20 protein-coding genes are annotated in these 26,140 nt (G+C 61.7%); 6 read left to right on the forward strand and 14 right to left on the reverse strand.

What is annotated here, in order from left to right; genetic code table 11:
- Nucleotides 1–20: 20 nt before the first annotated feature.
- From AO692_RS29845 to AO692_RS33015, 3 genes are all read right to left on the reverse strand, one after another.
- Nucleotides 21–1,058 (reverse strand): substrate-binding domain-containing protein, encoded by a 1,038-nt coding sequence (locus tag AO692_RS29845; RefSeq protein ID WP_054313670.1) that lies wholly within the window; start codon nucleotides 1,056–1,058, stop codon nucleotides 21–23.
- 275 nt (nucleotides 1,059–1,333) lie between these two features.
- The gene (locus tag AO692_RS29850) at nucleotides 1,334–5,104 is read right to left on the reverse strand and encodes a response regulator (protein ID WP_054313671.1); all 3,771 of its coding nucleotides are present in this window, start codon (nucleotides 5,102–5,104) and stop codon (nucleotides 1,334–1,336) included.
- Nucleotides 5,105–5,189: 85 nt separating this feature from the next.
- Nucleotides 5,190–5,375: a hypothetical protein gene (locus AO692_RS33015; protein WP_152980025.1), complete on the reverse strand. Its 186-nt coding sequence runs from the start codon at nucleotides 5,373–5,375 to the stop codon at nucleotides 5,190–5,192.
- 562 nt (nucleotides 5,376–5,937) lie between these two features.
- On the opposite strand from AO692_RS33015, the gene AO692_RS29860 reads away from it, so the two are divergent.
- Nucleotides 5,938–7,134 carry a glycosyltransferase family 4 protein gene (locus AO692_RS29860; protein ID WP_054313673.1) on the forward strand — a complete coding sequence of 399 codons (1,197 nt, stop codon included), beginning with the start codon at nucleotides 5,938–5,940 and terminating at the stop codon, nucleotides 7,132–7,134.
- 10 nt (nucleotides 7,135–7,144) lie between these two features.
- The gene (locus tag AO692_RS29865) at nucleotides 7,145–8,197 is read left to right on the forward strand and encodes a glycoside hydrolase family 5 protein (RefSeq protein ID WP_054313674.1); all 1,053 of its coding nucleotides are present in this window, start codon (nucleotides 7,145–7,147) and stop codon (nucleotides 8,195–8,197) included.
- 14 nt (nucleotides 8,198–8,211) lie between these two features.
- Here the strand turns inward: AO692_RS29865 and AO692_RS29870 are convergent, their stop codons facing one another.
- Both AO692_RS29870 and AO692_RS29875 read right to left on the reverse strand, forming a co-directional pair.
- Nucleotides 8,212–9,438: a UDP-phosphate alpha N-acetylglucosaminyltransferase gene (locus AO692_RS29870; RefSeq protein WP_152980026.1), complete on the reverse strand. Its 1,227-nt coding sequence runs from the start codon at nucleotides 9,436–9,438 to the stop codon at nucleotides 8,212–8,214.
- Between the two features lie 90 nt (nucleotides 9,439–9,528).
- The gene (locus tag AO692_RS29875; RefSeq protein ID WP_054313676.1) at nucleotides 9,529–11,565 is read right to left on the reverse strand and encodes a GumC family protein; all 2,037 of its coding nucleotides are present in this window, start codon (nucleotides 11,563–11,565) and stop codon (nucleotides 9,529–9,531) included.
- Nucleotides 11,566–11,826: 261 nt separating this feature from the next.
- Here AO692_RS29875 and AO692_RS29880 point away from each other — a divergent pair, with 261 nt between their 5' ends.
- The 4 genes from AO692_RS29880 (at nucleotide 11,827) to AO692_RS29895 (ending at nucleotide 16,625) form a co-directional block, all read left to right on the forward strand.
- The gene (locus AO692_RS29880; protein ID WP_054313677.1) at nucleotides 11,827–12,168 is read left to right on the forward strand and encodes a VanZ family protein; all 342 of its coding nucleotides are present in this window, start codon (nucleotides 11,827–11,829) and stop codon (nucleotides 12,166–12,168) included.
- A gap of 161 nt (nucleotides 12,169–12,329) precedes the next feature.
- Nucleotides 12,330–13,193, forward strand: a complete 864-nt coding sequence (locus AO692_RS29885) for a glycosyltransferase family A protein (RefSeq protein ID WP_054313678.1) — start codon at nucleotides 12,330–12,332, stop codon at nucleotides 13,191–13,193.
- 100 nt (nucleotides 13,194–13,293) lie between these two features.
- Nucleotides 13,294–14,808 carry an oligosaccharide flippase family protein gene (locus tag AO692_RS29890; protein ID WP_244483552.1) on the forward strand — a complete coding sequence of 505 codons (1,515 nt, stop codon included), beginning with the start codon at nucleotides 13,294–13,296 and terminating at the stop codon, nucleotides 14,806–14,808.
- Entirely contained in the window at nucleotides 14,805–16,625 is a 1,821-nt protein-coding gene (locus AO692_RS29895; RefSeq protein WP_152980027.1) for an alpha/beta fold hydrolase, read from the forward strand. Before AO692_RS29890 ends, AO692_RS29895 begins: the two co-directional genes overlap by 4 nt.
- A gap of 5 nt (nucleotides 16,626–16,630) precedes the next feature.
- On the opposite strand, the gene AO692_RS29900 is transcribed toward AO692_RS29895, so the two are convergent.
- From AO692_RS29900 to AO692_RS29940, 9 genes are all read right to left on the reverse strand, one after another.
- Entirely contained in the window at nucleotides 16,631–19,087 is a 2,457-nt protein-coding gene (locus AO692_RS29900; protein ID WP_244483553.1) for a glycoside hydrolase family 2 protein, read from the reverse strand.
- 8 nt (nucleotides 19,088–19,095) lie between these two features.
- Nucleotides 19,096–20,064, reverse strand: coding sequence for a DUF1839 family protein (locus AO692_RS29905; RefSeq protein WP_054313943.1), 969 nt, complete (start codon nucleotides 20,062–20,064; stop codon nucleotides 19,096–19,098).
- 8 nt (nucleotides 20,065–20,072) lie between these two features.
- On the reverse strand, nucleotides 20,073–20,981 hold the full coding sequence (locus AO692_RS29910; protein WP_054313680.1) for an amino acid--[acyl-carrier-protein] ligase: 909 nt from the start codon (nucleotides 20,979–20,981) through the stop codon (nucleotides 20,073–20,075).
- Between the two features lie 3 nt (nucleotides 20,982–20,984).
- Complete coding sequence (locus AO692_RS29915; protein WP_054313681.1) at nucleotides 20,985–22,157, reverse strand: acyl-CoA dehydrogenase family protein; 1,173 nt, start codon at nucleotides 22,155–22,157, stop codon at nucleotides 20,985–20,987.
- The gene (locus tag AO692_RS29920) at nucleotides 22,154–22,417 is read right to left on the reverse strand and encodes an acyl carrier protein (protein ID WP_054313944.1); all 264 of its coding nucleotides are present in this window, start codon (nucleotides 22,415–22,417) and stop codon (nucleotides 22,154–22,156) included. The genes AO692_RS29915 and AO692_RS29920 overlap by 4 nt, the downstream gene beginning before the upstream one ends.
- A 225-nt stretch (nucleotides 22,418–22,642) precedes the next feature.
- Nucleotides 22,643–23,128 (reverse strand): hypothetical protein, encoded by a 486-nt coding sequence (locus AO692_RS29925; protein ID WP_054313682.1) that lies wholly within the window; start codon nucleotides 23,126–23,128, stop codon nucleotides 22,643–22,645.
- Between the two features lie 77 nt (nucleotides 23,129–23,205).
- Nucleotides 23,206–24,327 (reverse strand): sn-glycerol-3-phosphate ABC transporter ATP-binding protein UgpC, encoded by a 1,122-nt coding sequence (gene ugpC, locus AO692_RS29930; protein WP_054313683.1) that lies wholly within the window; start codon nucleotides 24,325–24,327, stop codon nucleotides 23,206–23,208.
- Between the two features lie 13 nt (nucleotides 24,328–24,340).
- Nucleotides 24,341–25,237, reverse strand: coding sequence for a sn-glycerol-3-phosphate ABC transporter permease UgpE (gene ugpE, locus AO692_RS29935; protein ID WP_054313684.1), 897 nt, complete (start codon nucleotides 25,235–25,237; stop codon nucleotides 24,341–24,343).
- Between the two features lie 15 nt (nucleotides 25,238–25,252).
- On the reverse strand, nucleotides 25,253–26,137 hold the full coding sequence (locus tag AO692_RS29940; RefSeq protein WP_054313685.1) for an ABC transporter permease subunit: 885 nt from the start codon (nucleotides 26,135–26,137) through the stop codon (nucleotides 25,253–25,255).
- Nucleotides 26,138–26,140: the final 3 nt, after the last annotated feature.

The following is a 26,140-nucleotide window of genomic DNA, read 5'->3' on the forward strand; positions in this document are numbered from 1 at the left end:
CACCCCGGTACCTGGGAGGATTACAGCGACTTGCCGGCGTCGAAGGCTTCGCGCTGGGCCTTGCGCTCTCCCTCGGGGGCGGCAACCAGGCCATACTCAGCCAGCGGGCCTTCCGGACCGACCATCTGGTCATCCAGGAAGAAGTCGACATATTCCTTGAGACCCGGAACGACACCGAGATGCGCCTTCTTCACGTAGAAGAACAGCGGACGCGACACCGGATACTCGCCCTTGGCGATGGTCTCGGTCGACGGAGTGATGCCGGAAACGGTGGCAACCTTCAGCTTGTCGGCGTTGTTTTCATAGAAAGCGAGGCCGAACACGCCAACGCCGGTCTTGTTGCTGTCGATGCGGGCGAGCGTCTCGGTATAGTCGCCGTCGATGTCTACAGCCTTGCCGTCCTTGCGCACGGCCTTGCAGGCAGCTTCCGCGGCCTTGTCGTCAAGACCGCCAGCCTTGCCGGCTTCCACGCCGCCGAGCTTCTTGCAGCCGGCGATCAGCAGCTTCTCTTCGAAGACTTCGCGGGTGCCGTGCTTTTCGCCCGGGATGTAAGCGGCGATATCCCAGTCCGGGAGCTTCGGATTGACCTGGTTCCACTTGGTGTTCGGGTTGTCGACCAGCTTGCCGTCGACCACGATCTTGGCGGCGAGCGCCTTGTAGACGTCTTCCGGGGCCAGCGCCCAATCCGGACCCTTGATGTCGGTGGCGAAGACGATGCCGTCATAGCCGATCTTGACTTCCTGGATGTCCTTCACGCCTGCGTCCTGGCAGGACTTCACTTCGTCCTTCTTGATCGGACGCGAGGAGTTGGCGATGTCGATGGTGTTTTCGCCGACGCCCTTGCAGAACTCCTTGATACCGGCGCCCGAACCGCCGGACTCGACCACCGGGGTCTTGAAGTTCGAGAAGGTTTCACCGAACTGCTCGGCAACGATCTTGGCATAAGGCAGCACGGTCGAAGAACCGGCAACCTGAATCTGGTCGCGCGCGGCGGCATAGCCGGCCGATGCAGCGAGCGCGAAGGCAGCAGCCGACGCGGTAAGAAGGGCTTTTTTCATTGGGCCTGCTCCTGTTAGGAAGGTGGTCTCTCGACGCCTTTCCTGTGGCGCCGGGTGAGCCCATAGCGCTCGTTTATTACAGTCGCATGACAGTTTCGTGTCACCCCGGTAACGCGCTTTGCGCAGGCCGGCAAAGCTTCGTCGAGTCCATTTCAGGGAAAGCTTGGATTCTTGCTGCAAATCAGGGGCTTGCGGGGACTCGCCCCCCATGCGAGCCGGCAAACGACTTTTCTGGCAAATTTCTGAAAACTGTAGGTGATCGTGACGCCGGCTTTCTATCCGGCGCTGCGGTAGGCACCAGTTTTGCCGCCGAGCCAGCGATCGAGCTTTTCAAGCAGGGCTTTCGGGCTGATCGGCTTGGGCAGGTAATCATCCATACCAGCTTCCAGGCAGCGTTCCCGATCTCCCTTCAGCGCATGGGCCGTAACGCCAACGATCGGCACATGCGTGCAATCTCCAGCCTCGCGTTTGCGGATTTCGCCCGTCGCCTCGAGGCCATTCATCTCCGGCATCGAGACATCCATCAGGATCATGCGCGGCTTCAGTCGGCCCGATGCCTCCAGCGCCTGCCGGCCATTGCCGACGATTTGGAAACTGTAGTCGGTATCGGCCAGGATCTGGGTGAAGACCAGTTGGTTCACCTCGTTGTCCTCGGCAACGAGAATGTCGAGCCCACCATCGCTGCCCGCGACCTCGGGATGGGAAAGAACCGGCACGACCTGTTCTGAAGTTTCGATTTTGGCCGCACGCAAAACCGACGCCTGGGTTTTGAGAGTGTTGTTCGTGGTCGGCGTGTATGGAGACATGCCACCCTTATGTTTCTGGATGGTCGAGACCAACGCTTCCAGCAGTATCGACGAGCGAGCCGGCTTGATGAGATGCGCGGCGATACCAAGATCACGATAGCTGGCATTGGACAGTGTCTGGTCAACCGAGGTCAACATGATGATGGGCGTGCTGGAAAGGCCTTCAGTGTTGCGGATCACGCGTGCGACTTCGGCACCGGTCATTTCAGGCATCTGATAGTCAAGCACCACGCAATCGACCGGTACGCCATAGGCTGCCGCCGCCGCCAGAACCTTGAGCCCTTCCGGCCCGCTCGCCGCAGCGCAGGAATCGAACGACCACGATGCCATCTGTTCGCTCAGGATCGAGCGGTTCACCGCATTGTCGTCGACAATGAGCACGCGGGCGCCAGTCACATCGATAGGCAACACGCGCTGTGCCTCGGTCTGCTCCGCGCTCGTCAACCTCAGCGTGAACCAGAACGTCGAGCCTTTGCCTTCGGTGCTCTCGACTCCAATTTCACCATCCATCAGTTCCACAAGCCGCGACGTGATCGCCAGCCCAAGACCGGTCCCTTCATGGCGCCGTGTCGAGGAGGTATCGACCTGGCTGAACTTCTCGAAGACCTGGGCAAGTTTTTCCCGTGGGATGCCGATCCCAGTGTCCGTCACGGAGATCGTCAGCTTGGTGCCGGATGGCATCTTTTGACCGGTGACATCGACCAGGACATGGCCTTCATCGGTGAACTTCACCGCGTTGCCGAGCAGATTGGTGACGATCTGGCGGATGCGCCCGACATCGCCGACAAACATCCCGTCAAGGCCGGGCTGAACACGCACGATCAGTTCGAGATCTTTCTCCTTGGCTCGCGTCGAAACCAGCGTGGCGACATCCTCGATGGCTTCGGCCAGGTTGAAGGGCGCCGGATCAAGCACAAGTTGGCCGGCATCGATCTTGGAGAAGTCGAGGATATCGTTGATGATGGTAAGCAGCGCGTTGCCGGACTTCACGATGATGTCGGTGAAGGTCTTCTGTTTGGCGTCGAGGTCCGACTTGGAGAGCAACTCCGCCATGCCAAGCACGCCATTCATCGGCGTGCGGATCTCGTGGCTCATATTGGCCAGGAATTCCGACTTGGCGCGATCTGCCAGCACCGCACGCTGGCGAGCTTCCTGCAACTCGGCCTCGCGTTCCTTCAGCTCGGTGATGTCGGTGGTCGATCCGATCAGATAAAGCGATCCATCCGATCCGATCATCGCGCTCTTGCGCGCGAACTGGTGACGTGTGGAGCCGTCGGTCGCGGTGATTTCTTCCTCGACCTCGCAGGTCTTGCCCGTGCGCAAGACAGCCAGGTCGCCTTCGACGAAGGCCTGGCCTTCCTCGCCGAAGATTTCGACATCGGTGCGGCCGATCGCATCCTCGCGTGCCACGCCCGTGAGCTCGCACCAGCCTTCGTTCACATAGAACAGCCTGAGATCCGATCGTTTGGCGTAGATCGAGACGGGAACGTTGTCGATCAATGAGCGGAACACCTCGTTCTCGCTCATCGATTCCTGCAAGGCCCGTTCACGGTCCTTCAGTTCGGAGATATCGACACGCACGCCGATGAACGTGCCGTCTTCGGTGCGCATGTCGAAAGCCTGATACCAGCGCCCGTCGGGATTCTGGCGCTCGAAGCTGGAGCTGCTTTGACGGCAACGGACCATCATGGCATCCAGCCATCCTTCGCGATCGACCTCGTAGAGTTCGTCGATTGTGGGGTCTCCACTGAGCCGGAAGCAGCCATTGTCATGACCGAGCTCCAGGGAATCGCGGAAACTGTGTCCCACCTGCCAGGCGGGCTGCAGAACGGGGATGGAATCCAGGAGCTTCCTGTTGGCGAAAACGAACTGATCGTTCCGATCGTAGATCAACACGCCCGCCGGCAGCGATTCCAGCACACTGGCGAGATAGCGGCGAGCTTCTTCGGCTTCGGCCTCGCGCTTCTTTACTTCCGAGACGTCGACATACGAGATCAGCCGCTTGCCACCGGACAGTTTCGTCACCGAATAGATCATGGTGTGACCGTCCGCCCGGCGGAACTCGCGCGGCGCGACATCGCCAGCCCTGATTTCGGCGACACGGGAGGCGACGTAGTCCTCCCACTGCTCGTCGGCGATGTCGTAGACCCCGTTGTAGCGATTGACGTCCATCAGCGCCCGGAACGGGCAGCCCACCGATACCTGCTCGGCCGTGACCTTCCAGATGTCGTAGAAAGCGCGGTTGATGATCTCTGCGTTCATCGCCGCATCGAGAATGATGACACCCATGGTCATGGAATCGATGGTCCGCTGCAGATCGGACTGCAATTGGCGCCCGCGTTCCCCGGCAGCCGCCGCTTCCGACCGGCTCGCCTCGAATTCGGTGACATCGGTGCAGATCGAGATGGTCCCGCCTTCGGCACCGTGCATTTCGCGATGCATGATGATGCGGCCATCGGCTAAACGCAGAATGGAAGATGAGGACTGCGCGTTACGTCGCTTGTCCAGCACGGCATCGCGCCAATCATCCCGGCTCAGGGTTTCGGTGTTCCAGAAATCGCGCTCGAGCCCGGCCTCGATAATATCCCGAAAGGTAGTGCCCTTGTGGATGATGTCGGCAATGCCGCGGTACATCACCGGCAAAGCGTGATTGTAGAGCACGAGCCGGTCTTCGGCATCGTAGTAACACACGGCATCGCTCATCGCGTTGAGCGCACCCATCATGTGATCGACATGAGCGTCGCGCGAATGGGCATTCTGGTTCGGCCGATTTTTCGTGTCTTCCAGCGCCTCGACCATAGCGGTGACGTTGCGGGCAATTCCGCGATAACCGCGGAATCGGCCATCGGCATCGAACTTCGGAAATCCCGAGGTTGAAACCCAGCGGAAGCCCGGAGCACTGTCCTTGGGCTGATAGACAAAATCCTTGAACGGGCGGCGTTCCTGCAGATTTTCCAGATGAGCGGTTGCGCTCTCGCTGCCTTTTTGCACCTGATCGAGGAAATCGAACCGGAAATGCCCGATGACGGTGTCCGGCTCGTTGCCTGTCACCGTTCGATAGCTTTCGGAGAGCCAGGAGAAGCGGAGATCCGCATCGGTCTCCCACAGCCAGCCGGAGTCGGCCGCGATCAATGCATGCAAGGTTTCCCGGGAAAGGGTCTCGCCAGCGGTCGCCAGCCTGATCGCGTCATGTCCGTTTGCCGCCGGAGACAAGTCGGCCCCGATCGTCTCGCCCGCCATAGCCACCCCCTCACCCCAAAAGCCCAGCCGCCTTCCCCAAGCCGGCGGCCAAATCTGCCCGAGAAGGTTTAATGGGCAATTAACCTTAACAAATCGGAACCAGCACACATGCCTGGTTGTTCTGTCGGTCAGGCGGTTGCGGAGGATGCGCCATGCGAGTAATGGAAATCCCCGGAATGATGCGGATGCGGCCATATATTCTGGGAATGATGCTCTGCCTGCCGATGGCGGCGGGCGGTTGTGCGCGCACCGATGACGGAACGGTGGTCATTCCCCCATCCATGGACATGCGGCGCGCCTGGTTGCGTGACGAACCTTCCGTGCAGACGCCACCTGTCGAAAGCGGCGCAGAGGTCTTCCCTGTCGGCCCGATTGCGGAACCCGCGGCACCACGCAGACCAGTGACTCAGCGCAGGAAACAGCGCCTGCCCGCTCGCCCGGCATCGGCATCCCGGCTCAATGCCCAGCCCGCTCCCCAGGCCTCGGCACCGATTGCGTGCGGCGAAGCCCGGCAGGCTGACGGGCGAGTGCATGTGACCTGCAAATAAGGTGGGCGGATATCGGCGCCGGGGCGCCAATTTCCTGCAATGCGACCAGCAGCTTGCGGTCTGATTCACCAAGCTGTGTTTTTTGCCTCCCCAGAACAGCCGAACTCATATCGATTTAACCCTGCCTTAGCCTCTCAACGGCCTTTGTGATATCCGCTAGAGCAATTCCAGGAAAAGTGCGCAGCGGTTTTCCGTCCGGAATGGCGTAAAAACAAAGAGTTGGAGCGGTTCCGCGTTTCCGTAAACGCTCTTGACCAGAGCCTGCCACCGCAGCCGAGAGCCCTTATGCCTGTGACGTCCGCCAACCCGACTTCCGACCGCAGCGCGCCGCTTGCCGTGCAGGTGGTGCGACAGTATCTGCCCAACCGGGGCGGGCTCGAGGAAGTCGTCGCCAACCTGGCCGGCCAGCTCCTGCAACAGGGCTACCGCGTTCGTGTCGTGACACTCGACCGGCGTTTTACCGCACTCGATGAAACCTTGCCCTCGAAAGAAATCATCAACGGGGTTGAGGTGGTGCGTGTTCCGTTTTCCGGCAGCACGCGTTATCCGGTCGCGCCGCAGGTTTTCCGGCATATCGGCGACGCCGACATTGTTCATGTGCACGCCATCGATTTCTTCTTCGATGCCCTGGCCTGGACGCGGCTCTTTCACGGCAAACCGATGATCGCCACCACTCATGGCGGCTTCTTCCACACCGAAAAATACGCCGGCTTGAAGACAATCTGGTTCAACACGGCGACGCGACTTTCCGCCCTCGCCTATCGTCGTCTGATCGGCTGCAGCGCGCAGGATACGCGGACCTTTCAAGCCATTGCCGGCAGCCGTGTCATCCAGATCGACAACGGTGTCGACACGCGAAAGTTCGCCGATGCCGGTTCGCGTCAAGCGGTGCGCCGCATGGTCACGCTCGGCCGTTTCTCGGTCAACAAGCGGCTGGACAATCTGCTCGACGCAACCCGGGCGCTGGTTTCGAGATCCGGGCACTGGCATCTCGATATCGTCGGCGTGCCGGGCGACCAGAGTGTGGCCGATGTTGAACGCATGATTGCCGAACGTCATCTGGGTGATCATGTCGCTATGCATATCGGCCTTTCCAACGAAGAAATCCGGGGCGTTCTTGGCAAATGCTCGCTCTTTGCCTCGGCTTCGGACTATGAAGGCTTCGGTCTCGTCGCCGTGGAAGCGCTGAGTGCTGCTCTCATGCCATTGCTCAACACCAACACCGCTTATAGCGATCTGGCCTCGAAACATCCCGAAATCCGCATCAGCGATTTCGCCGACAGCGATGCCACGGCCATGGCAATCGAAACCGCATTCGACGCGCTTGCAGCGGATACGGCCGGCTACCGCAACGCTGCCATGCGGGCAGCGGACGGCTATTCCTGGGACCGCGTCGCCGAACGCTATCTCGCGGTCTATCGCGAGGTGCTGGGCGCACGCGCGCCGGTTGCGGCCATGACAGTCACCTCGGAAACAGGCTAGGACATCGCATATGGCCCGTTCCCGCCTCTCGAAAACCTTGATCACCTTGATCGCATCCACGATCCTGGTATCGAACGCGGCGTTCGCGGACTGCTTGAGAGGCGTCAACCTGGCCGGTGCGGAATTCGGAGAACCGCCTGGTGCCTACGGCAAGGACTTTATCTACCCCAGCGACGCCACGATCAGCTATTTCGCCGGGAAGGGCTTCAATGCCGTGCGCCTGCCCTTCCTGTGGGAGCGCCTGCAGCCGACCCTCAACAAACCTTTCGATCAGGCCGAGCACACGCGTCTGACCGATACGGTGGCGAGGCTCAAGGGGGCGGGCATGACCGTCATCCTCGACGTGCATAACTACGCTCGTTATCGCAGCGAGTTGATCGGCTCGGATGCCGTGCCCAATGCCGCCTTTGCTGATTTGTGGAAGCGCCTGGCCAGTCAATACCGCAACGACCCGTCAATCCAGTTCGGTTTGATGAACGAACCGCACGATGTCGCCGCCACGCAATGGCTCGCTGCCGCCAATGCCGCGATTTCAGCGATCCGGCAGGCCGGCGCCGGCAACCTGATCCTGGTACCAGGCACCAATTGGACAGGCGCCCACAGTTGGCTGAGCGATGATCCTGAAGCGGCAAACGGCACCGTCATGCTGGGTGTCGAGGATTCGGCCGACAACTATGCCTACGAAGTGCATCAGTATCTCGACAGCAACTTCTCCGGCACGCACAAGACGTGCGAACGGGCAGATGATGCCGTGACCGCGCTCAAGAATGTCACCGGCTGGCTGCAGAAAAACGGCAAACGCGGCTTCCTTGGCGAATTCGGTGGCGCACCCAACAAAGTCTGCGTGGACGGCATCGCCGCCATGGCCGATTTCGTCGACAAGAATCCGGACACGTGGACCGGCTGGACCTACTGGGCCGGTGGTGATTGGTGGCCGGAAAGCGAAGACATGAACATCCAGCCGACAAAAAAAGGCGATCGGCCACAGTTGCAGGCATTGGAGGCTGCGGGAGCGCTACCGGCCCGCAAGGGTGCCTGCCCTGCACTTGAGAAGAAGGGCTGACCGGGAAAGCCTTGCTACCGCGCCAGCACGGATTGGCGGGCCTGTGTCACGCCTGCACTCGGCTTATCCGCGGCAGGTGTCCTGTAGGCATTCGATGTACCAAGCAGGAACCACAACAGCGCAGCGGTCTTGATCGAATAGAACGAGTCGCTGATCAGCATCAGAAGCAGCAGATAGACCATCACCATGCAATGAAAGCGCCAGGCGCGCGCTTCTGCGGATGGTGCATGGACGAGGATCGCCCACAGCACCACGAAGCCGAAGATGCCGAACGCGGTCAGCGAGTAGGCGAGACCGGAATCGGCCGTGAACTGCGTGGTCTGCTCGGTGCCGAGCACCACTGCAGCCGGAAGCTGGGTCAGGATATGCGCGGTCACCATGAACCGGCCGGCGAGATCGTTCGCCCCGCCGCCGGTACCGGTCATGATGCCATAGGTTGCCAGGATCGCCAGCAGAAGAAATGGCAGGACGGTCCAGGCGAGCCTCGGCACGAGGTTGTAGAAAGGGTAGAGCACCGTGATGAGGACACAGCTGTAGAGGCCGAAACGCGCGTCTGCGAGCACGATGACGGCGAACGCGATGATCAGCCCCAGCCAGAAGCCCTTGAATGCGCGGCCGCGATAGAGCGTCCACGCGTAGACGATGACAGCGAAATTGCCCATCGACACCGGTTCGAGGAAGACCGAGGAGACGCGGTGCTGGCCAAGGAAAGGCAGGATGGTGCGCGGTTCCGGGCGTGTGCCGGAAATGAACAATCCCTGCGTGGCGCCGAACAGCTGGTCCGCGGTGACGGTGCCACGGGCCAGATAATAGCCGATGACGTTGAAATAGGAGATGTAGGTGTCGACCGCGAGGTATTCGAAAAGCCCGGCAGCGATCACGATAAGCCCGCTTGCCAGCACCAGCCGGTCTCCCAGCCGCGGATCGCGCAGGCGCGCGCCGGCGAAGTAGAAGGCGATCGGAATCAGGATATCGCGCACCGATTTCAGATTCAGCTGGCCGCCCCGCAGCGCGAAGATGAGCAGCATGTAGCTGACAAACAAGCCAAGCAGCAGATAGAGCGGCGCGCGCCTGGTCGACGCGACGATGAACACCGTGCCGACGATCATCATCTCGGACAGCATCACGTAGCCGTCGGTGATGTGCATGACCCTCGTATTCACGAAGCAGAGGAAGAAGTTGAACACCAGCGCCGCGATCACCGTCACGACCGCCAGGAGCCGGATCAACCCAGGTGCCACGGCCTCTGCAGCAGGTCTTGTCGAAGCCGGGCGCGGCAAGTCCCCGCTCCAGCCTCGCGGGGCCGCGGCTGCCGCGGTCACGATCCAGCCTCAGCGATCATGCGGCTTACCGACCACGATGTTGCCGATCAGCTTTTCGCGCCACGGCTCGATCTCGTTGATCAGCAGCGCCAGATCATTCTTGTGCGTTGAACCGATCTCGGACTGCAGGATGATACCGTCTGCAAATTTGAGCAGTACCGGCAACAGTTCCTGAGCTTCGGTGCCACAGGCGTCGACCACAAAGAAAGCAGATACCTTGCCGGAATGCTCAAGATCCGAGGCCAGGGAAAGCAAAGCACTGGAACGCTTCGTGTTGTCGCCGACGCGCTCGTAAAGCAGCGCGTCCTTCAAGGGATGTCGGCCGGCGTGTTCGCCATGACCATTCGGCCGCCGGACCCCCGTTTCGGGACGCAACGTACCGTTGAACAGGTAGACATCCTCGCCGAGGCCATACAGTTGCCGGGCAATACCCGGAGCGGCGTGCTCGCTGACCATCGTCGGATCAGCCGCTGCGACCACCACAACGGTCGGCAGGCCGTCGGAGCGGCGAAGCCCTATCAGGTGATTGACCCGGGCGAGCCCCATTTCCGGTATCTGCTGGCCCTTCAGCTCGATCGGCAGATCCCCCGCGCGCCGCAATCGGAAGACCCGCATCAATCGCTGGCGCCATCCCGGCTTGCCGCTGTCCACGAGACGCGCGACGGTCCGCAGTACCGGAACACCGGTCGTCGCGATCAGCTCGCGCTCCGAACGAACCGCGCCGCTGATCGCATCGCGCAATACCGCCAGAACGGATCCAGCCGCAGTGCCGAAAAGCAAGGCAGCGATCAGCACCAGGCTTTTCGGCGCCTGGACCGGCCGTGGAGAGGCAATGGCGGTGGAAATGATGCGCGAGGATCCCTTGCCGATATTCTGCCGGCTGACGAGGTCTTCCGAACGCGTCAGGAACGATTGGTATACGGCATTGATCGAGGCGGCCTCGTTCTCCAGCTGCGCCAGCTTGATACGGGCCTCGCCTTTCTCACTGTTCATTTCAGCCAGCGCATCGAAACGCGTCTGCAATGAATTGAGATTGGCTTTCGCCCGATCGGCATTGGCTTGCGCGGTCTTGCGGATGCGATCGAGCTCATTCTCGATCGACGTGCGCATGGAGGCGATCTGCGAATGCACGGCGCGCATTTGCGGATGCTCCGCACCCAGACTGGTGGCGACCTCGGCCCGTTTGTCGAGCAATTGCGCGTAGCGGCTGCGCAGGTCGATCAGTGTCGGCGACTGCAGCGCTTCGGCAATGGCGCCGGTTTCGACATTGGACATGTTGAGCTGATTGGCCTGGTCGGCAATGGCTTTCTGTTGCTCGGCCGCTTGCCGCGCCGCAAGCAGCTGCTGGTTGAGGCCGGCAAGTTGCTGATCCGTTACCAGACCCTGCTGGCCGGCCGTAATCAGACCATTCTCGGTTCGGAATTTCTCGGCCTCGGCCAGAGCGTCGAGCAGGCGCCGGCGCAGCGTCTCCGTCTGCGCCTGCAGGGCGGTGTTGGCCCGCTGTTCCGCGTCGGTCTGCGATTGATCCGAACTGTTGAGATAGGTTTCAGCGACCGCATTGGCGATCTTGGCGGCCATTTCGCTGTCGCGGTGCTTCATGGTGATCGACAGCACCAAGGAATCTCCGGCCTGCTCGACACTGAGGTTTTTGGCCAGTGCGTCGACAACGGCATCCGTGCGATCGCCGCTCGCCGCTGGCGAGCCGCCGCCGAACAGACGCTGGCGCAATCCGCCACCGCTGGCGGCGAGGTAAGGGTCATCGGTCAATTTGAGGTTTCTGACGACGTCACGCAGCATCTCGCGCGACTGCAGCACATAGATCTGACTGCCGACCGTCTGCTGTGTGCTTACCTGCGCCTCGCCTGGATTGCCACCGGACGCGCCGCCGCGACTGGGATCCAGCAAGATCTCGGCCGTAGAGCGATAATAGGATTTCTGTGTAGCCAGAAAGACCAGAGCCAGTCCCAAACACAGCAGCGCCGTCAGCACCACATAGTGCCAGCGGCGTTTGAGAACCCCAGGCAGTTGAGAGATATCTATGTCCATAGTGCCCCGAGATAAAAGTCGTAATGCCTGAGCCTGGGCAGGCGGCACGACCTAACCCCCATTTTGCCTCGACGCGAACTGCCGCGTGCAAATTGGCGTATCTCGACTCTTCCAATTTATGGTTAAGAAACCCCTAAATTGGCCGCTTGAATCCTTCTCCTACCCACCCAGTAGGTAAAAATTCTCTTCACCAATAGCATCCCTTGAGCAGCGACAAAAGGCGTGCTTCAAACCGCCAGAATCCGGCACTAATTACGCGCAATGATTCTTGTTTCACGCCTCGCGTCGATCTTCCTTCTGGCTTTGATCGTCTTCGCCACCCTTTCGCCGATTGGGTTGAGGCCGCATGTCGGCGATCCCAATATCGAGCGTGCGGCGGCCTATCTGCTGCTGGGTGCAGCGCTTTCGCTGAGTTTCCCGAGGCATATGATGCGCGTGGCCTTCTTCGTCGTGGGCATAGCCGCTGTTCTGGAATCGCTTCAATTGATCGATCCCGGCCGGCATGGGCGGATCGAAGACATGCTCATCAAAGCCGTAGCTGGTCTCATCGGCGTCGCGGTGATCGCGCTGGCCGGCAGGCTGCTCCGCCGCGTGCCATCATGAAGCCAATGAAACAATGCGGCTTTCACCGGCTGGTTTTCACGGCAATTTAACGCGTCGAAGTCAGGGTAGACCCGTATTTCGGGCGGGATCGGGCCCGCATCCGCAATCTCGCCGCAGACAGGGCATGCATGTCCCGGAATGGTCCGAAAATCGAGACCTCGATGGTCGTCGCCACACTCGGCCGTTCGCACGAGTTGGATGGGCTGCTGCGCTCGCTGGCGGCTCAGGACCGCAATGATTTCGAGTTGATCGTCGTCGATCAGAACCCCGACGATCGGCTGATGCCGGTTCTGGCCGGCTTCGCGGAGTCGGTTACCATCATACACCTGCGTGCCGACAGGAAGGGTGTCTGCCGCGCCCGCAATCTTGGAGCAGCGCAGGCCCGTGGTCATTGGCTGGTCTTCCCGGACGATGACTGCTGGTATCCCGCGGATTTCCTCGCGCGCATCGACGCTCTCAAGAAAACTCATCCGGCTGATTTCTTCAGCGGTCGCGCCACCGATACGCAAGGTCAGACCATCATGGGCGATTTCGCCGCCGAGGCGATGCCGATCGAGCGCGCGACGATCTGGACGACACTGATTGAATGGATGCTGGTGGTGAAAAAGTCTGACTTCGATGCCGCAGGCGGCTTCGACGTCGCCATCGGCCCCGGTTCCGGCACACCCTGGGGTGCCTATGAGATCCAGGACCTGGCGCTGAAGCTTTTGTCCGCCGGACGAAAGGGTTGGTATGATCCTGCCCTTACCGGCCATCATCCGGAGGATCGCTCCGATCAGACCACAGCCGCGGCGGTCGCCAAGATACGCGTCTATTCCACAGGCCTCGGTTATGTCATGCGCAAGCACGGTTATCGTTTCAGCGACTACCTGCCCCGGCTGCTGCGCCCCTTGGCCGGCATCGTCATCTATGCGCTTTCCGGCAAACCCGGCATGGCACGCCGCTCCTGGAACATCTTCGTCGGCCGCTGGGTCAGCTGGCGCACCGCGCCAGGTCCTGCCGCGCACGGCGCCTCGGCTTCCTGAGGCTGTTTAAGGTGCATGCGAACCCCTTTCCGTCTAAGGTGAGGCCAGGATCGGTGTGCGGCGCACCATGGTTGCGGGGGACCATTTGAGCAGAAGCATCATGTCGAATTCGCTGATCAATGCGGCGGCAGGCATGCTGCTCTTGATCACCGGCTTCGCTTGCTCCGTCATCGTCGCACGCTTGCTCGGCCCTGCCGCCAACGGCACTGTCGCCTTCGCGCTGTGGGTGGCAGCCACCGGCTCGCTGGTGGCGGAACTCGGCACCGGCATCCTGCTTCTAAGGCTTTTGCCGCAATTGAAAACGAAAGGTGCCGACGCGCAAGAGCGGCGTGGCTTTGCCGCCTATCTCGCTTTACCCGTCTTCGTCGCCACGACATTGCTCACCGCACTGTACGCCCTGTTCTGCTGGAAGGGCGGCGGCATAGCGTGGACCGACAGCACGGCCGGCGTCGCGGCGCTGACCGCCGTGTTGCTGTTCATTCAGTCGATCGGTTCCTTCACCAAGAACTATCTGATCGGCGAAAAGCGGCTCGGCACGTTCTTTGTCTTCACTGCCATCACATCGACACTGCAACTCGGCATAGTCCTGGTCGGCGCGCTGGTGGCCGGTACCGAGGGTGCGCTGCTCGGCTATATCGCGGGCCAATCCGTTTTCTTCCTCTACACGCTGGGTATTCTGTCGACACGGCGCAACAAGGCCGGCCACAGTGCCCGTGCGCTTGCCGCGACCTCGCTGCTGCTGTTCTTCGAATTCGTCATCACCGCCGTGTTCCTCACCAGGCCGGAGCTGGTTTTCCTGCAGCATTTCCGCGACTCGCAGGACGTCGGCTATTATGCGGTCGCGCTGTCTCTGGCCAATCTCGCCCTGCAGCTTCCCGTGCAACTGACCGGCAGCCTGATCCCGTTTTATGCCGAGCGGCATGAAGCGAGCGAAGGCGCGGGAGCCACCGACCTGTTCGCAGCCGTCGTGCGGTCCTTCTCCTACATCACCTTTCCGCTCTGCTTCGGCCTTGCCGCGGTCGCATCGCCTCTGGTCGTCACAGTCTTCGGCGCCGCCTTCGAACCGGCTGGCGCGGTGGTCGCCATCCTCGCCATCGGCTCACCAGCCTATGTCTTCATTCAGCTCACCACCCAGTACCTCTATTCCAAGGACCAGGTGAAGGACCGCCTGGTGATCAGCAGCATCGGCGCTGTGCTCATGGTGATCGGCTGTCTGGTTGCGGTGCCTTTGTGGGGCATCGTCGGGGCCTCGAGTGTCCGTGGTCTGGTCTTCCTGGCGATGAGCGCGCTTCTGGTCAGCCATATCAAGCTGGAGAGCGGAGCAGGCAAGCTGATTGTCGTTGTGATCAAGGTGGCTCTTGCCGCCGTCGCCTGCGGCATAGTCGCCTTGATGGTCACGCGCGTCATGCATGGCGTGCCCGCCATAGCCGCCGGCATCGCTGCTGGCGCGCTCGCCTACGCTCTTGTGTTGCGCCTGCTGGCGGCAATACCGCCCGAGGACGCCACTGTGATCGATGGCTTGCAATCGCGTCTCCCGTCAGGCATCGGGCGCGTTTCACGCCTGCTCTTCGGCCTGATCGCCCCATTGCCTTCCGCCTCGCAGGCTTCGAAATGATCGCTCATCCTGCTCCCCGCCCATCCGACGATGTGGCTGCGGTGCCGGGGCCGCAAAGACAGGTTGCAGCCGCGCGCCCGGTCACGTTTTCGGATACTGTCGCGCTTTATGCGGATGCGGCACCCGGCTCCGAGCCTCGCGACAGCGCGGTGCTCTTCCTCAGCCCATGGGGCTTCGAAGAGATGTGTACGCGCAAGCTCTGGCGCGACCTTGCCGATCGCCTGGCGGCGTGCGGCATCCCCAGCCTGCGCTTCGACTATCCGGGCACCGGCGATGCGCTCGACCGGAGAGACTTCGCGGACGGTCTCGCTATCTGGGAAAGCGCCGCACTTGCCGCTGCCATGGAATTGCGCCGCCTTTCCGGGGCAACCCGGCTCGTCCTGATCGGCCATGGGCTCGGCGCAACGCTGGCCGCCACCATCGGTCCAAGGCTCGAAGTCGTCGATGCGATCGTCCTGATGGCGCCGGTGGTCAGCGGGCGGTTCTATCTACGTGAGTTGGCCGCCTGGTCGAAGATGGTGGACGAAGGCCTGGGGCTTCGGGATGACCAGCGCATCACCGATCATGTCGCCGTTGCGGGCCTGATCATGCCCGACGAGATCGCCGCCGAGGTCAAGAACCTCAACATCGAGACATTGCCCGCCCTGCCCGCCAGCCAGGTGTTGATGCTGGAACGGCCTGCGCGAGACAAGGACGTCGCGCTCTCGGCACATTTGGTGGCGCTGGGCGCCGACGTCACCCGCCTGCCCTATCTTGGCTACGACGACCTGGTCTCCAACCCGACAATCGCCAAGCAACCGCTCGAGGTCACCCGACAGATCGTTGAATGGGTCTCTGAAGCGACCGCGCGATCGGAAAGCAGAAAGGCGCAGATCCCGGAAGTGCCGGTTACGGCGCGGCTGGAAGGTCCCGGTTTCGTCGAGACACCGCTGCGCTTCGGCACCGATGATCGCCTTTTCGGCATTCTCTGCCAACCACGCGGTCAAAAGCGGGGCGCCACGGTGGTCTATCTCGGCACCGCCAATGACCGGCTGGCCGGCTGGGCACGGATGACGACCGAGACCGCCCGTTACCTAGCCGCCAAAGGCGTCGCCTCGTTGCGTTTCGACGCGGCCAATGTCGGGGACAGCCCCCCTGCCATCGGGGTGCCCGAGCAGGTGCTCTACACCGATCATCAGATCGACGACGTCATGGCCGCTATCGACCTGCTTGACGGGCTGGCGCTCGGCGTGGCGATGCTCGCCGGCCGTTGCAGCGGCGCCTATCTCGCCTTCCGCAGCGCCGTCGCGGACGAACGCTGCAAAGCGGCGGTCGTCGTCAATCCTTTCACCTTTGTCTGGGACAAGGACGACGTGGTGGACGACGCCTTGCGCTACAATGCCCGTTCACTCGAGGATTATGGCCGGCGCATGATCAGCATCGACACGTTGCGGCGCCTGCGGGCCGGCCGCGTCAACATACGCTATGCGACGGTCAACATCGCCAAGCAGCTCGCCAACCGTTTCGCTGGCAAGATGCCGGCCGTGCTGGCGCCGCTATCGAAATATGCGCGCCTGAAGGAAGCAACCTACGCATCGTTCAAGCGGCTCACCGAACGACACATGCCGCTGACGCTGATCTACAGCGCCAACGATATCGGCCTCGACCGCTTCCGTTTCTATCTCGGCAGAAATGGCGAAAATCTGAAACGCTACGGCAATGTCTCGGTCGAGATCATTCCCGGCGCCGATCACAACATCTCTCCGCCGGCGGCCAAGGCGATTGTGCGCGAACGGATCCTGGCTGCGGCTGTGAAAGCAGGCGAACCCGGGCAATAGCCTGGTCAGAACCGCGCGGTTGCCCTTGCATTCAACGCATGGACTTCGCCACTGGGCTTTCCGGCATTGCCAAGCGGAACCAGCCGCACACCCTTCGTTTCTCCCGGCGCCAGATGGAACCAGTTGTCCGAAGGACGGAAACCGGGCGCATCGACATGGACCGACTGCGCCAGACGATCGGCGGAGAACGCCAGCAACCAGCCTCCCTCGTCTTCCGAAAGCTCCGCTGTGACGACAGCCTCAGTCAATGCTTCGGCTCGGCCGAGCGGAAAATGAAACGCCTCCGCCACAAGGTTCTGATTGCCGGCGTCCTTCAGCCGGGCGACCGTCACATTATGCGAGGGCGCACCGAAACGGAAAGCATAGGCGGTATCGAAAAAGGCGCCGAACAAATCTGTGGCCGGCAAGGTGATATCCTGACGAGCTGGAACGATGACCGGCCGGGCGCCACGCACCACGGGCTGCATGCCGTCGCGCAGGCAAGCAAGCTCGACAATCAAATGGCGATCGTCGTCGGCGTCGTTGACGACATGCACGTCGACACCGTTCGTGCCTTCATCCGTCAGCATGATCTGGATCGGACGGAATGCCCGCTTCAGCGCGTACCAGGCGGGCTTCGGCATACCCGTCGCATCGACCACACCCCAACCCGCTCCCGGCAGCAGATCCTGGAACGTCCAGACCAGCGCACCGTTGCAGGCGGAACCCGGCCGCCGCCATTCGGCGAAAGTCGCCTCCATGATTTCGCCCGTCACGGCGCGCGACAGGTCGAGATACCGGACAGGATCCTCGCGGCGTAACCGCACCGGATCGACGCCATAGAGCAGCGCCAGATAATGCTCGCGGATGTCCTCGAAATCCCATGACGCGCCACGGTCGCGTGGCACGCGCGCTTTCCAGCGCGGGTCGTGCACAGCCGGCACCGGCAAGGCGTTGTCGAGCAAAGCCTGGTCCGGCACATTGGCGAAGGCCAGGCTCTCGGCGGCAAAACGCACACCGGCGCGGCGGGCATCGTCCAGCGGCCGGCAGTAGGCACCGACGCCGTAATAGTGGGTCACCCCTTCATTGGGCGAGAACGGCATCGCCCCGCCGCTCGGACTGTTCGGCACATAAGGCACGTCCGGTCTGATCGCGGCGGCGATGCCGGGCAGCAACTCGTCCGTAAGCGGTCCCGACCATGACGTTGGCGGCAATCCCAGCATCGCCGCCTGCTGCGCCATCTCGCTGCCGCCACACAGCACCGCCAGCGATGGCGAAGCTGAAATGCCGTGCAGGAACTGTTCCGCTTCCGCACGCACCAATGCCGCGAAATCGGCATCGCCAATCGGATAGTCGAAATTGGCGAACATGAAATCCTGCCAGACCATGATGCCGAGCTCATCGCAGAGCGCGAAGAATTCAGGCGTCTCGTAGACCATGGTTCCGCCGACGCGGAGCATGTTCATGCACGCATCGGCCGCAAGTTCGAGCAGCGGCGCATAGCGGTCCCGTCCGCCCGGCAGGTCGACGATGTCGGCACTGGTCCAGGCCGCTCCGCGGCAGAAGACACGCACGCCATTCACGATCAACGCGAAATCCCGCCCATCGTGCCCGCGGTCGGCACGAATGCGACGGAAACCGGTCCGGCCCAGCACGTGCCGCTTGTCACCCACCCGAAGCTCGACATCGTGCAGGACTGGCGTGCCGTGCGTGCGCGGCCACCATACGGCAACGTCCGGAATCGAAAGACGGCCCTCGAAGCGCCCATCCTTGCCGGACAGCGCAACCTCGCGACCGGCACAGCCTATCTTGATCGGGTCAGCCAATTCCGGCGCGGCAAAGCTCACCGCGAGTTGCCCGGTTCCATCCTCGTCGAGCGTCGCCGCGATGCGGACGTCACGGGCAAGCATTCGCTCTGGCCTTGCCAGCCGGATCGGCCGATAGGGCCCCGCGGCGTGGATTTCCGGGCACCAGCCAGGCATGTAACCAAGCACGGTGGTACGCACCAGCCGCAACCCCGGCGGCGTGATCATCTGCGGCCGCCAGCGCGCGCGCGGGCCGCGCTTGTCAAGGTGTGGCGCAAGCGTCCGGAAGCAGATCGCCAGCCGGTCGTTTCCAGTCAAGGCGACAGCCAGATCATGTCCGGCAAACATCGAGCTGGAAGTCTCTACCAGCTCACCGTTCCAGTAGATTTCCGCGATCGTCGCCAACCCATCGAAGTGAAGCGTGGCAGGGCCGGGTGCCTCTTCCGCTAGATCGAGAAAATACCAGGCATCCGATGTGTTCAGCGGCCGCGGTGCCGTGCGGTCGAACTGGCCGGCGCGTTCCAATGCGCCTGCAACAGTGCCAGGCACAGGTGCCTCGACAGTCGGGAAAGCCCCGGCATCCAAAGGCGGCGGACCCCAGGTTCCGGGAGGCGTCAACGCCATCCGCCAGCCCTGATCCAGGCGACGATCGCCATGGGCTGGAGTGTCTGCGCTCACGACACCGCTCAGCCGAGCCTGCCGGCCAGGCCGCGCATCAGAGCGTCCCAGGCTTCGACAGCTGGATCGAGGGCGGTCGCCAGCGGCTCGAACTTGCGCCGTGCGACGGCACGCGCCACCTGGAACTGCGTCGCCTTGGCGACTTCGGAAATGCGCAGCGCGTGCCCGGCAGCTTCAGCCAGCGAGCCGTCGGGACGCAGCCAATCAAGATGGCTGGCGGCCAGTTCGAAATTGGCGCCGAGCTGACGCAGCGTGTTGAACGCATATTTGTGGAAGAAATCGAATGGCCGCTCCGCCACCTTCTCGACCTGACCTGGAAATGCCTTGGCAAAGGCCGCCACTGGATTGTCGGCCGGCCGGCGCGCGAAATGCTGTTTTGCCAGCCGCTCGGCATGCGCATGCAGATGACCATGCGCGGGTCGTTGCGCTGGGAACCTGGCGAATTCCGTGTAGGGCAGGAACGGCAGTTCCTCCGACCCATCCTTCATGTGGAACAAACCGTCGAAATCATCGCCCTCCAGCCGGAAGAAACCGGCATTGTGGAAATAGTCGATGCTGCGGCCGGCAGGATCGAGCCGGTTGATCGCGACCGTCGTCTTGGCATGTTCATTCTTGTAGCCGACGCCGTGCGTGTCGGGCATGTAGAAGCTGTCCATCTCCACCAGACATAGCCGGCCGCGGATCAACTGTTCCGCGACATGCGCTTCCACCCGGTCATAGATGGCCAGTTCCGTGCAACGGATGCCGTACAGCGCCTCGAGGTCCTCGAGCGGCACTTTGAAGAAGGTGAACTGGTCGCCCTCGAAATCCTGCGTCAGCGTGAACCCGAGCATCGCTTCCGGTTCACTGCCGAAGGCATGCAGCGTCTCGATCCACAGATCGACGTAACAATTGGTTTCCGGCCACATGCGCTCCGGCTGGTGCAGCGCATGCGGTTTGTAGCTGGCGGGATCGAGCCCGGAAAAGACCGTCGGCAGCGCCAAGATCAGAACCCGAACGTCTTGCGAACCGGCGCCGGCCACGCGTCGATATCCAATCCGTGATGGTTGAGCAGCGCCAGCGCGATACGCTCCAGCCCGAAACCGACGCATGCGGAATGGGCGACACCACCATCGGCCGTGCTGATTTTCCAGTCCTTGCCGAAATGATCCTGATGATAATTGAAGCTCATGCAGGCCGTCGGCTTCGTGGTCGAGGTGATCGGGATCAGCAATTCGAACTTCAGGTTCTGGTCCCGCTGATTGTTCTTCATCATACGCCCGGCACGGCCGAAGAACGGATCGTTGGCGACGTCGATTTCGACCGGGAGGCCCACGGAGGCCATCAGTGCCTTGCCCCGCTCCATCCAGTCATTGCGGAAGGCCATCACCTGGTCCGGCGTACCCAGGCGCACATACTCACGCATGCGGAAAAGCTGCATGCGCGCCGGATCGTTGGATGGCTCGTGCCGGAAACAATAGGACTGCAGGTCGAACAGACCGCCATTCTCCGGCAACGGACCACGCTTGGCCACCGTCGGGTAGAGCGGATAGCAGGCCGCCGGCGTCAGCACGATGTCGGTGCCCTCCTGGGTCTTGGTCCAGTCTTCGCCGGCCTCCATGCATTGCAGCAGATTCATGTGGTCGAGATCGTTTCCACAGAAAGAATGAATCGTGCCGGCAAGCTGCGGAAAGCTCTTCATGTAGCCGCTGCCCTCGAAATGCGCGCGGTTCATGCCGGGTGGAAAACGGATCGGCTCGGCGCTGTCGCCGCCGCCGGCCTTGTCGATCAGCGCCTCGAAACGGGTGATGATGTCCTCGAAGCGGCCGCTGCGGCCGTAAAGCCCTTCGACGCCGGTAGCGATGAGCAGGCCGGTTTCGAACAGCCTGTCGAGAAGCGAGGTTTGCTGGTCCATGGCTTACCCCATCAGGCTCGTGTCCTGCTTGTGCACAAGCAGGAGGTTCGACGTGTTACCGAGAATACGATCGTTGGAGATCATCAATTGCGCCGAATGCGCGTCGCGCAGGTGGCGGCCAAGGCTGTAGGGCGTGCCGTTCTTGTAACCGAGAATACCGCACACCAGCATGGCATGGTTGATGATGGTGAGGATCGTTTCGGAAGAGCCGATCTTGACGTTGTTCATCGCCACCGCGAAACCGATGGAAGACAGCCGGTCGTGGTCGGCCTTCGCCGCCTCGAATTCGCGCAGCCCGGCGATGATGTTGGATTTCAGCAGTTGCAGCAGGCTGGAAGCCTCGGCAAGCCGCAATGCGCCGGGCGGCGGCGCACCGGGGCTCTTGCGGGCAGCCGCGCGCACGAAGCTCTGCGCGCGCGCCATGGCGTTGACGGCGATGCCGTACCAGACCGCGCTCCACAACAGATGCGAGGTCGCCAGCATCGACTGCGCGGCGATCTCTGCAAACGGCTTCGGCAGGATTTGTGCGGCCGGCGCATCGCCCTTGAACAGATAGCCGTCCGAGCAGGTGCCGCGCATGCCGAGCGTATCCCACACCTGGGTACGTTCCAGGGTGTACTGATCCTTGGTGAACGCCGTCATCACCTGGTCAGTGGAGGCAGCCTCGGCATTGGCGCGCGAGGTGATCAGGATGGCGTCGGCATATTCGCCATAGGAAATGACGGTGGCGTCTTTCTCCAGATGACAGTCGGCGCCATTCACCTCGATGGCGCAGATGCTGTTGCGCAGATTGCCGCCAATACCGCCTTCGGTGGTGGCGGATGCCAGCAACAGTTGTTCGTCGGCGATGCGACGCATGAAGGCACGGTGCCAGTCGCTTTCCGAACCGTGCGAGACAAGGCTGGAGAGCTTGATGTGGTGCATGGCGAACACCATCGCCGCCGAGGCGCAGGACTGGCCGATCAGCGAACAGATCTCGGCGACGTCCGATACCGTTGCGTCCTCACCGCCGAGCTCGCCAGGGATCTGCATGGAGAGCAGCCGTTCGAGCCGCATGGCATCGACGGCCTCCCGGGGGAAACGGCTTTTGACGTCGACATCGTCGGCATGAACGGCAGCGACTGCCGCAACACGCCCGGCGCGTTCGGCAAGACCTGTACTGGCCGGCGCGTTCATTCTGCCGCCTGAGCCCCGCTGAGAATGCCTTGCACGGCGGCGGCGATCGCATCGACGCTCTGGAACGTCTTTCGGTTGAGCAACGAATCCGGAAATTCGAGGTCGAACGCCTCTTCGAGAGCCAGCATGATCTGAACCGAGGCGAAGGAAGACAAGCCTGCCGCATAGAGATCGGACTGATCGCTGAGCGACTCTATTCCGCCCGGCAAGCCGCCCCGTGCGGCCAGAACCTCACGAATTTTCGACTTTACATCGCTCACGATAGCCACCCTGCCCAACAAGGAACATTCCGTCCTTGTCCCCTCTCTAGATCAGCGGCAATAAAATCGCATGAACGGGAATGGATAACAGCTTGTAAACCCGCCCCGGTCCTGATTTCCAGGCTATCGCATCGGCCCGAAAATCGAAATCAATTTTCGGCAAGCACGATGCGCAGCCTGAACGTATTGGAGGATCTTTCACCCATCCAGACGGAGGGCGGCGCTCTAAATTACGAAGGACCAGAACAGGCAGGCAAGCGTCGCAGCCGCGAAAACAACCAGGAAAAGGCTGCGCAAGAGAACGTTGCGCCGCAGCTCGTTCATGACGAGATGACAGCCGACGACGGCCGCGACGAACAGGAAACGCCAGTTCCACAGCGCCCACGGCGCACTGCTTTGTCCGAAAGCCCAGCGCGCCGCCAGCGAGCCGACGATGCTGGCAAACAGCACCACCACGGCCCAGACGACGATATCGGCGGCATTGAGCAGAACGATGCTCGCCGCGCGCAGAGGCAACACCATCATCAGCATGGCCGAAAAGAAATACAGCGCCGCCAGTGGCAGGAAAGTCGTTGCATCCGCGATGTCATCCAGCCGCTTCACGCCGATCGCACCGAACGGATAACCATGTTGTGCGACAGCGAGGCTTAGGGCCATCAGCAGGGCGGAGAAAACCGCAACCAGGGCGAATGAAGTGACGATCTTGCTCACGGCGTTTCCCTTACGAATCGGACGCGAGCAAGCCTAACGCCATGTCGTAAACCGCAAGTAAGCTCGAGCTGGACGCTTCAGGCACGGACCTGGATCGGCGCGGCTATTTTCGTGCGAGCCGCTGGTGTCCTCGCCTCCTCCAGGCGTCGGCCGCCATCGGCATCGAACAGCTGGATGTCCCGGGGATCGACCGAGAAGAAAAACGGCTGGCCCGACTGCAGATCTTCATGCGTCGCGACATGGACGATCATTCCCTGCCCGCCGAATGAGCCATGCAGCAATTTGGCGATGCCGAGTTCTTCGGCAAAGTCGAAGCGTGCGGAGAGTGGACCCGAACCGAACTTCACTGCTTCCGCACGAAAACCGACGACCACCGGACCGTGGCCGATCTCCGGCCATTGATTGCGGTCATAGGCAAGCTGCTGGCCATCCGGCAGCTTGATGACGCCTTCGTCCGGATGGGCGGCGCCCTTCAGCAGATTGAGCCCGGGCGAACCGATGAAATTGGCGACATAGGTGGTTTCCGGCCGTCCATAGACCTCGCTCGGCGTGCCGACCTGCTCGATGCCGCCCTTGTTCATCACCACGATGCGGTCGGCCAGGGTCATCGCCTCGACCTGATCGTGCGTGACGAAAAGTGTGGTTGCGCCGAGACGCTGGTGCAGCTTGCGGATTTCAACGCGCATGGCGACACGCAGCGTTGCATCCAGATTGGACAACGGCTCGTCATAAAGGAACACTTTCGGTTCGCGGATCATGGCGCGGCCCATGGCCACGCGCTGCCGTTGGCCGCCGGAGAGCTGAGCCGGCTTGCGCTCGAGAAAATCGGTCAGGCCGAGCGTCGCTGCCACCTTGTTGACGCGCTCGGTGCGTTCGGCCTTTGAAAGCCCGGCGATCTTCAGCGAATATCCGATGTTCTTCGCCACGGACATATGCGGATAGAGCGCATAATTCTGGAACACCATGGCGCAACCGCGTTCGCGCGGTTCCAGTCTGTTGACCACGCGTCCGGCAATCGCGACCTCCCCGGAGGTGATCGATTCCAGGCCGGCCACCATGCGCAGCAGCGTGGACTTGCCGCAGCCGGAAGGACCGAGAATGACGATCAGCTCGCCGCTGGCAACGTCGAGGTTCACGCCATGCACGACCTCGTTCTTGGCGTAGGATTTGCGCACATCGCGCAAGGTGATTTCGGCCATGGGATGTCGTCCCTTATTTTTCAGTGGAGATGAGGCCGCGCACGAACCAGCGCTGCAGGAAGATGGTGACCAGCACCGGCGGGGTCAGCACGATCAGGTTGGCGGCCATGGCCACGTTCCAGATCGGCGGTTCGCCAAACACCGGTCCCGGCACGATCTTCTGGAGCTGCATGGTGGCGGTGGCAAAGTTCTGCTGATCGGTCACCACCAGCAGCGGCCACAGATACTGGTTCCACGACCAGACGAACATGATGGTGGCGAGTGCCGCCATGTTGGTCTTGGAAAGCGGCATCAGCACTTCGAGAAAGAAGCGGACCGGCCCCGAGCCATCCATCTTTGCGGCTTCGGTCAACTCGTCGGGAACAGTGAGGAAGAACTGGCGGTAGAGGAAGGTGCCGGTGGCGGTGGCGATCAGCGGCAGGATCAGGCCGGAATAGGAATTGAGCAGGTTCCATTCCGGCAGCCCGACCGAGATCCCGAACAGTTCGAAGATCGCCTTGAATGGGCGCAACGCATCCGCGGCCACCGCATAGGTCGGCACGATGCGCACTTCCAGCGGCAGCATCAGGGTGATGAAGATCAGCCAGAACATCACCATGCGGAGTTTGTAGCGGAAATAGACGATCGAGAAGGCGGAAAGAGCCGCGATGACGATCTTGCCGATGGTGACGCCGCCAGCCACGACGATCGAATTCAGCATCACCCGGCCGAAATTGCCACGTTCCCAGGCCGTGGCCATGTTCTCGAGGAAATGGCTGCCAGGCATGAGCGGCATGGGCACCTGGTTCACCGTATGGAAGTCGTGGCTCGCCGCCACGAAGATGATCCAGAAAGGAATGAGCAGCGCCACGAGGCTGCCGATGAGCAGAGCGTGGGTGATGAAGTCGAGGACAGGGGTGCGTTCGATCACGGTTTGGCTCTCCGCTCAGCGATAGTGGACGCGCCGCTCGACGAAGCGGAACTGGATGAAGGTCAGCGCGATCACAAGCACCATCAGCACGATCGATTGCGCGGCGGCGAGCGAGTAGTCCTTGCCCTGGAAGCCGTCGGTATAGATCTTGTAGACCATCAGTTCGGTCGCCCGCGCCGGGCCACCCGACGTGGTGATGTCGACGATGCCGAAACTGTCGACGAAACTGTCGGTGATGTTGATCACGATCAGGAAGAACAGCGTCGGCGTGATCAACGGCAGTTGGATGTCCCGCATGCGCTGCAGCACGCTTGCGCCGTCCATCGCGCCGGCTTCCGAGATCGTGCGCGGGATCGACTGCAAGGCCGCCAGGAAGAAGATGAAATTGTACCCCACCATCTTCCAGCTTTGCGCCAGCACGATGAGGATGAAGGCATCATAACCGTTGAGCGCCGGGTTCCAGAGACCGGGAAAGGCGTGGTTGATGGCCGACACAAAGCCGGCGTCAGGCGAGAAGATGAAACGGAATGCCAGGCCGACCGCCGGCGCAGCCAATGCGTAAGGCAGGAAAAAGGTGAACTTGTAGACCTGGTGGCCGGGCAGCCGGCGGTCCACGAACAGCGCAAGCAACGCTGCAATGGCGAGCGACAATACCGTTGCGGAAAAGGCGAAGGTCAATGAAACGCGTACCGAGTTCCAATATTTCGGATCCTCGAAGACGGTCATGAAATTCTGCAGGCCGACCCACTGGTTGCTGCCGCCGAAGGGCGGTTCCAGCGTCACGGCCCAGTAGAGCGCTTCGCCTGAAGGCCAGTAGAAGAAGACGAAGATCAGAAGCATCTGCGGGGCAATAAAGGCCGCCGCCAGCCACAGATTGGAGAAGGTGGCACGCTTTTCCATGCG

It is taken from the genome of Mesorhizobium sp. 1M-11, from assembly GCF_001303895.1.
Taxonomy (GTDB): Bacteria; Pseudomonadota; Alphaproteobacteria; order Rhizobiales; family Rhizobiaceae; genus Mesorhizobium.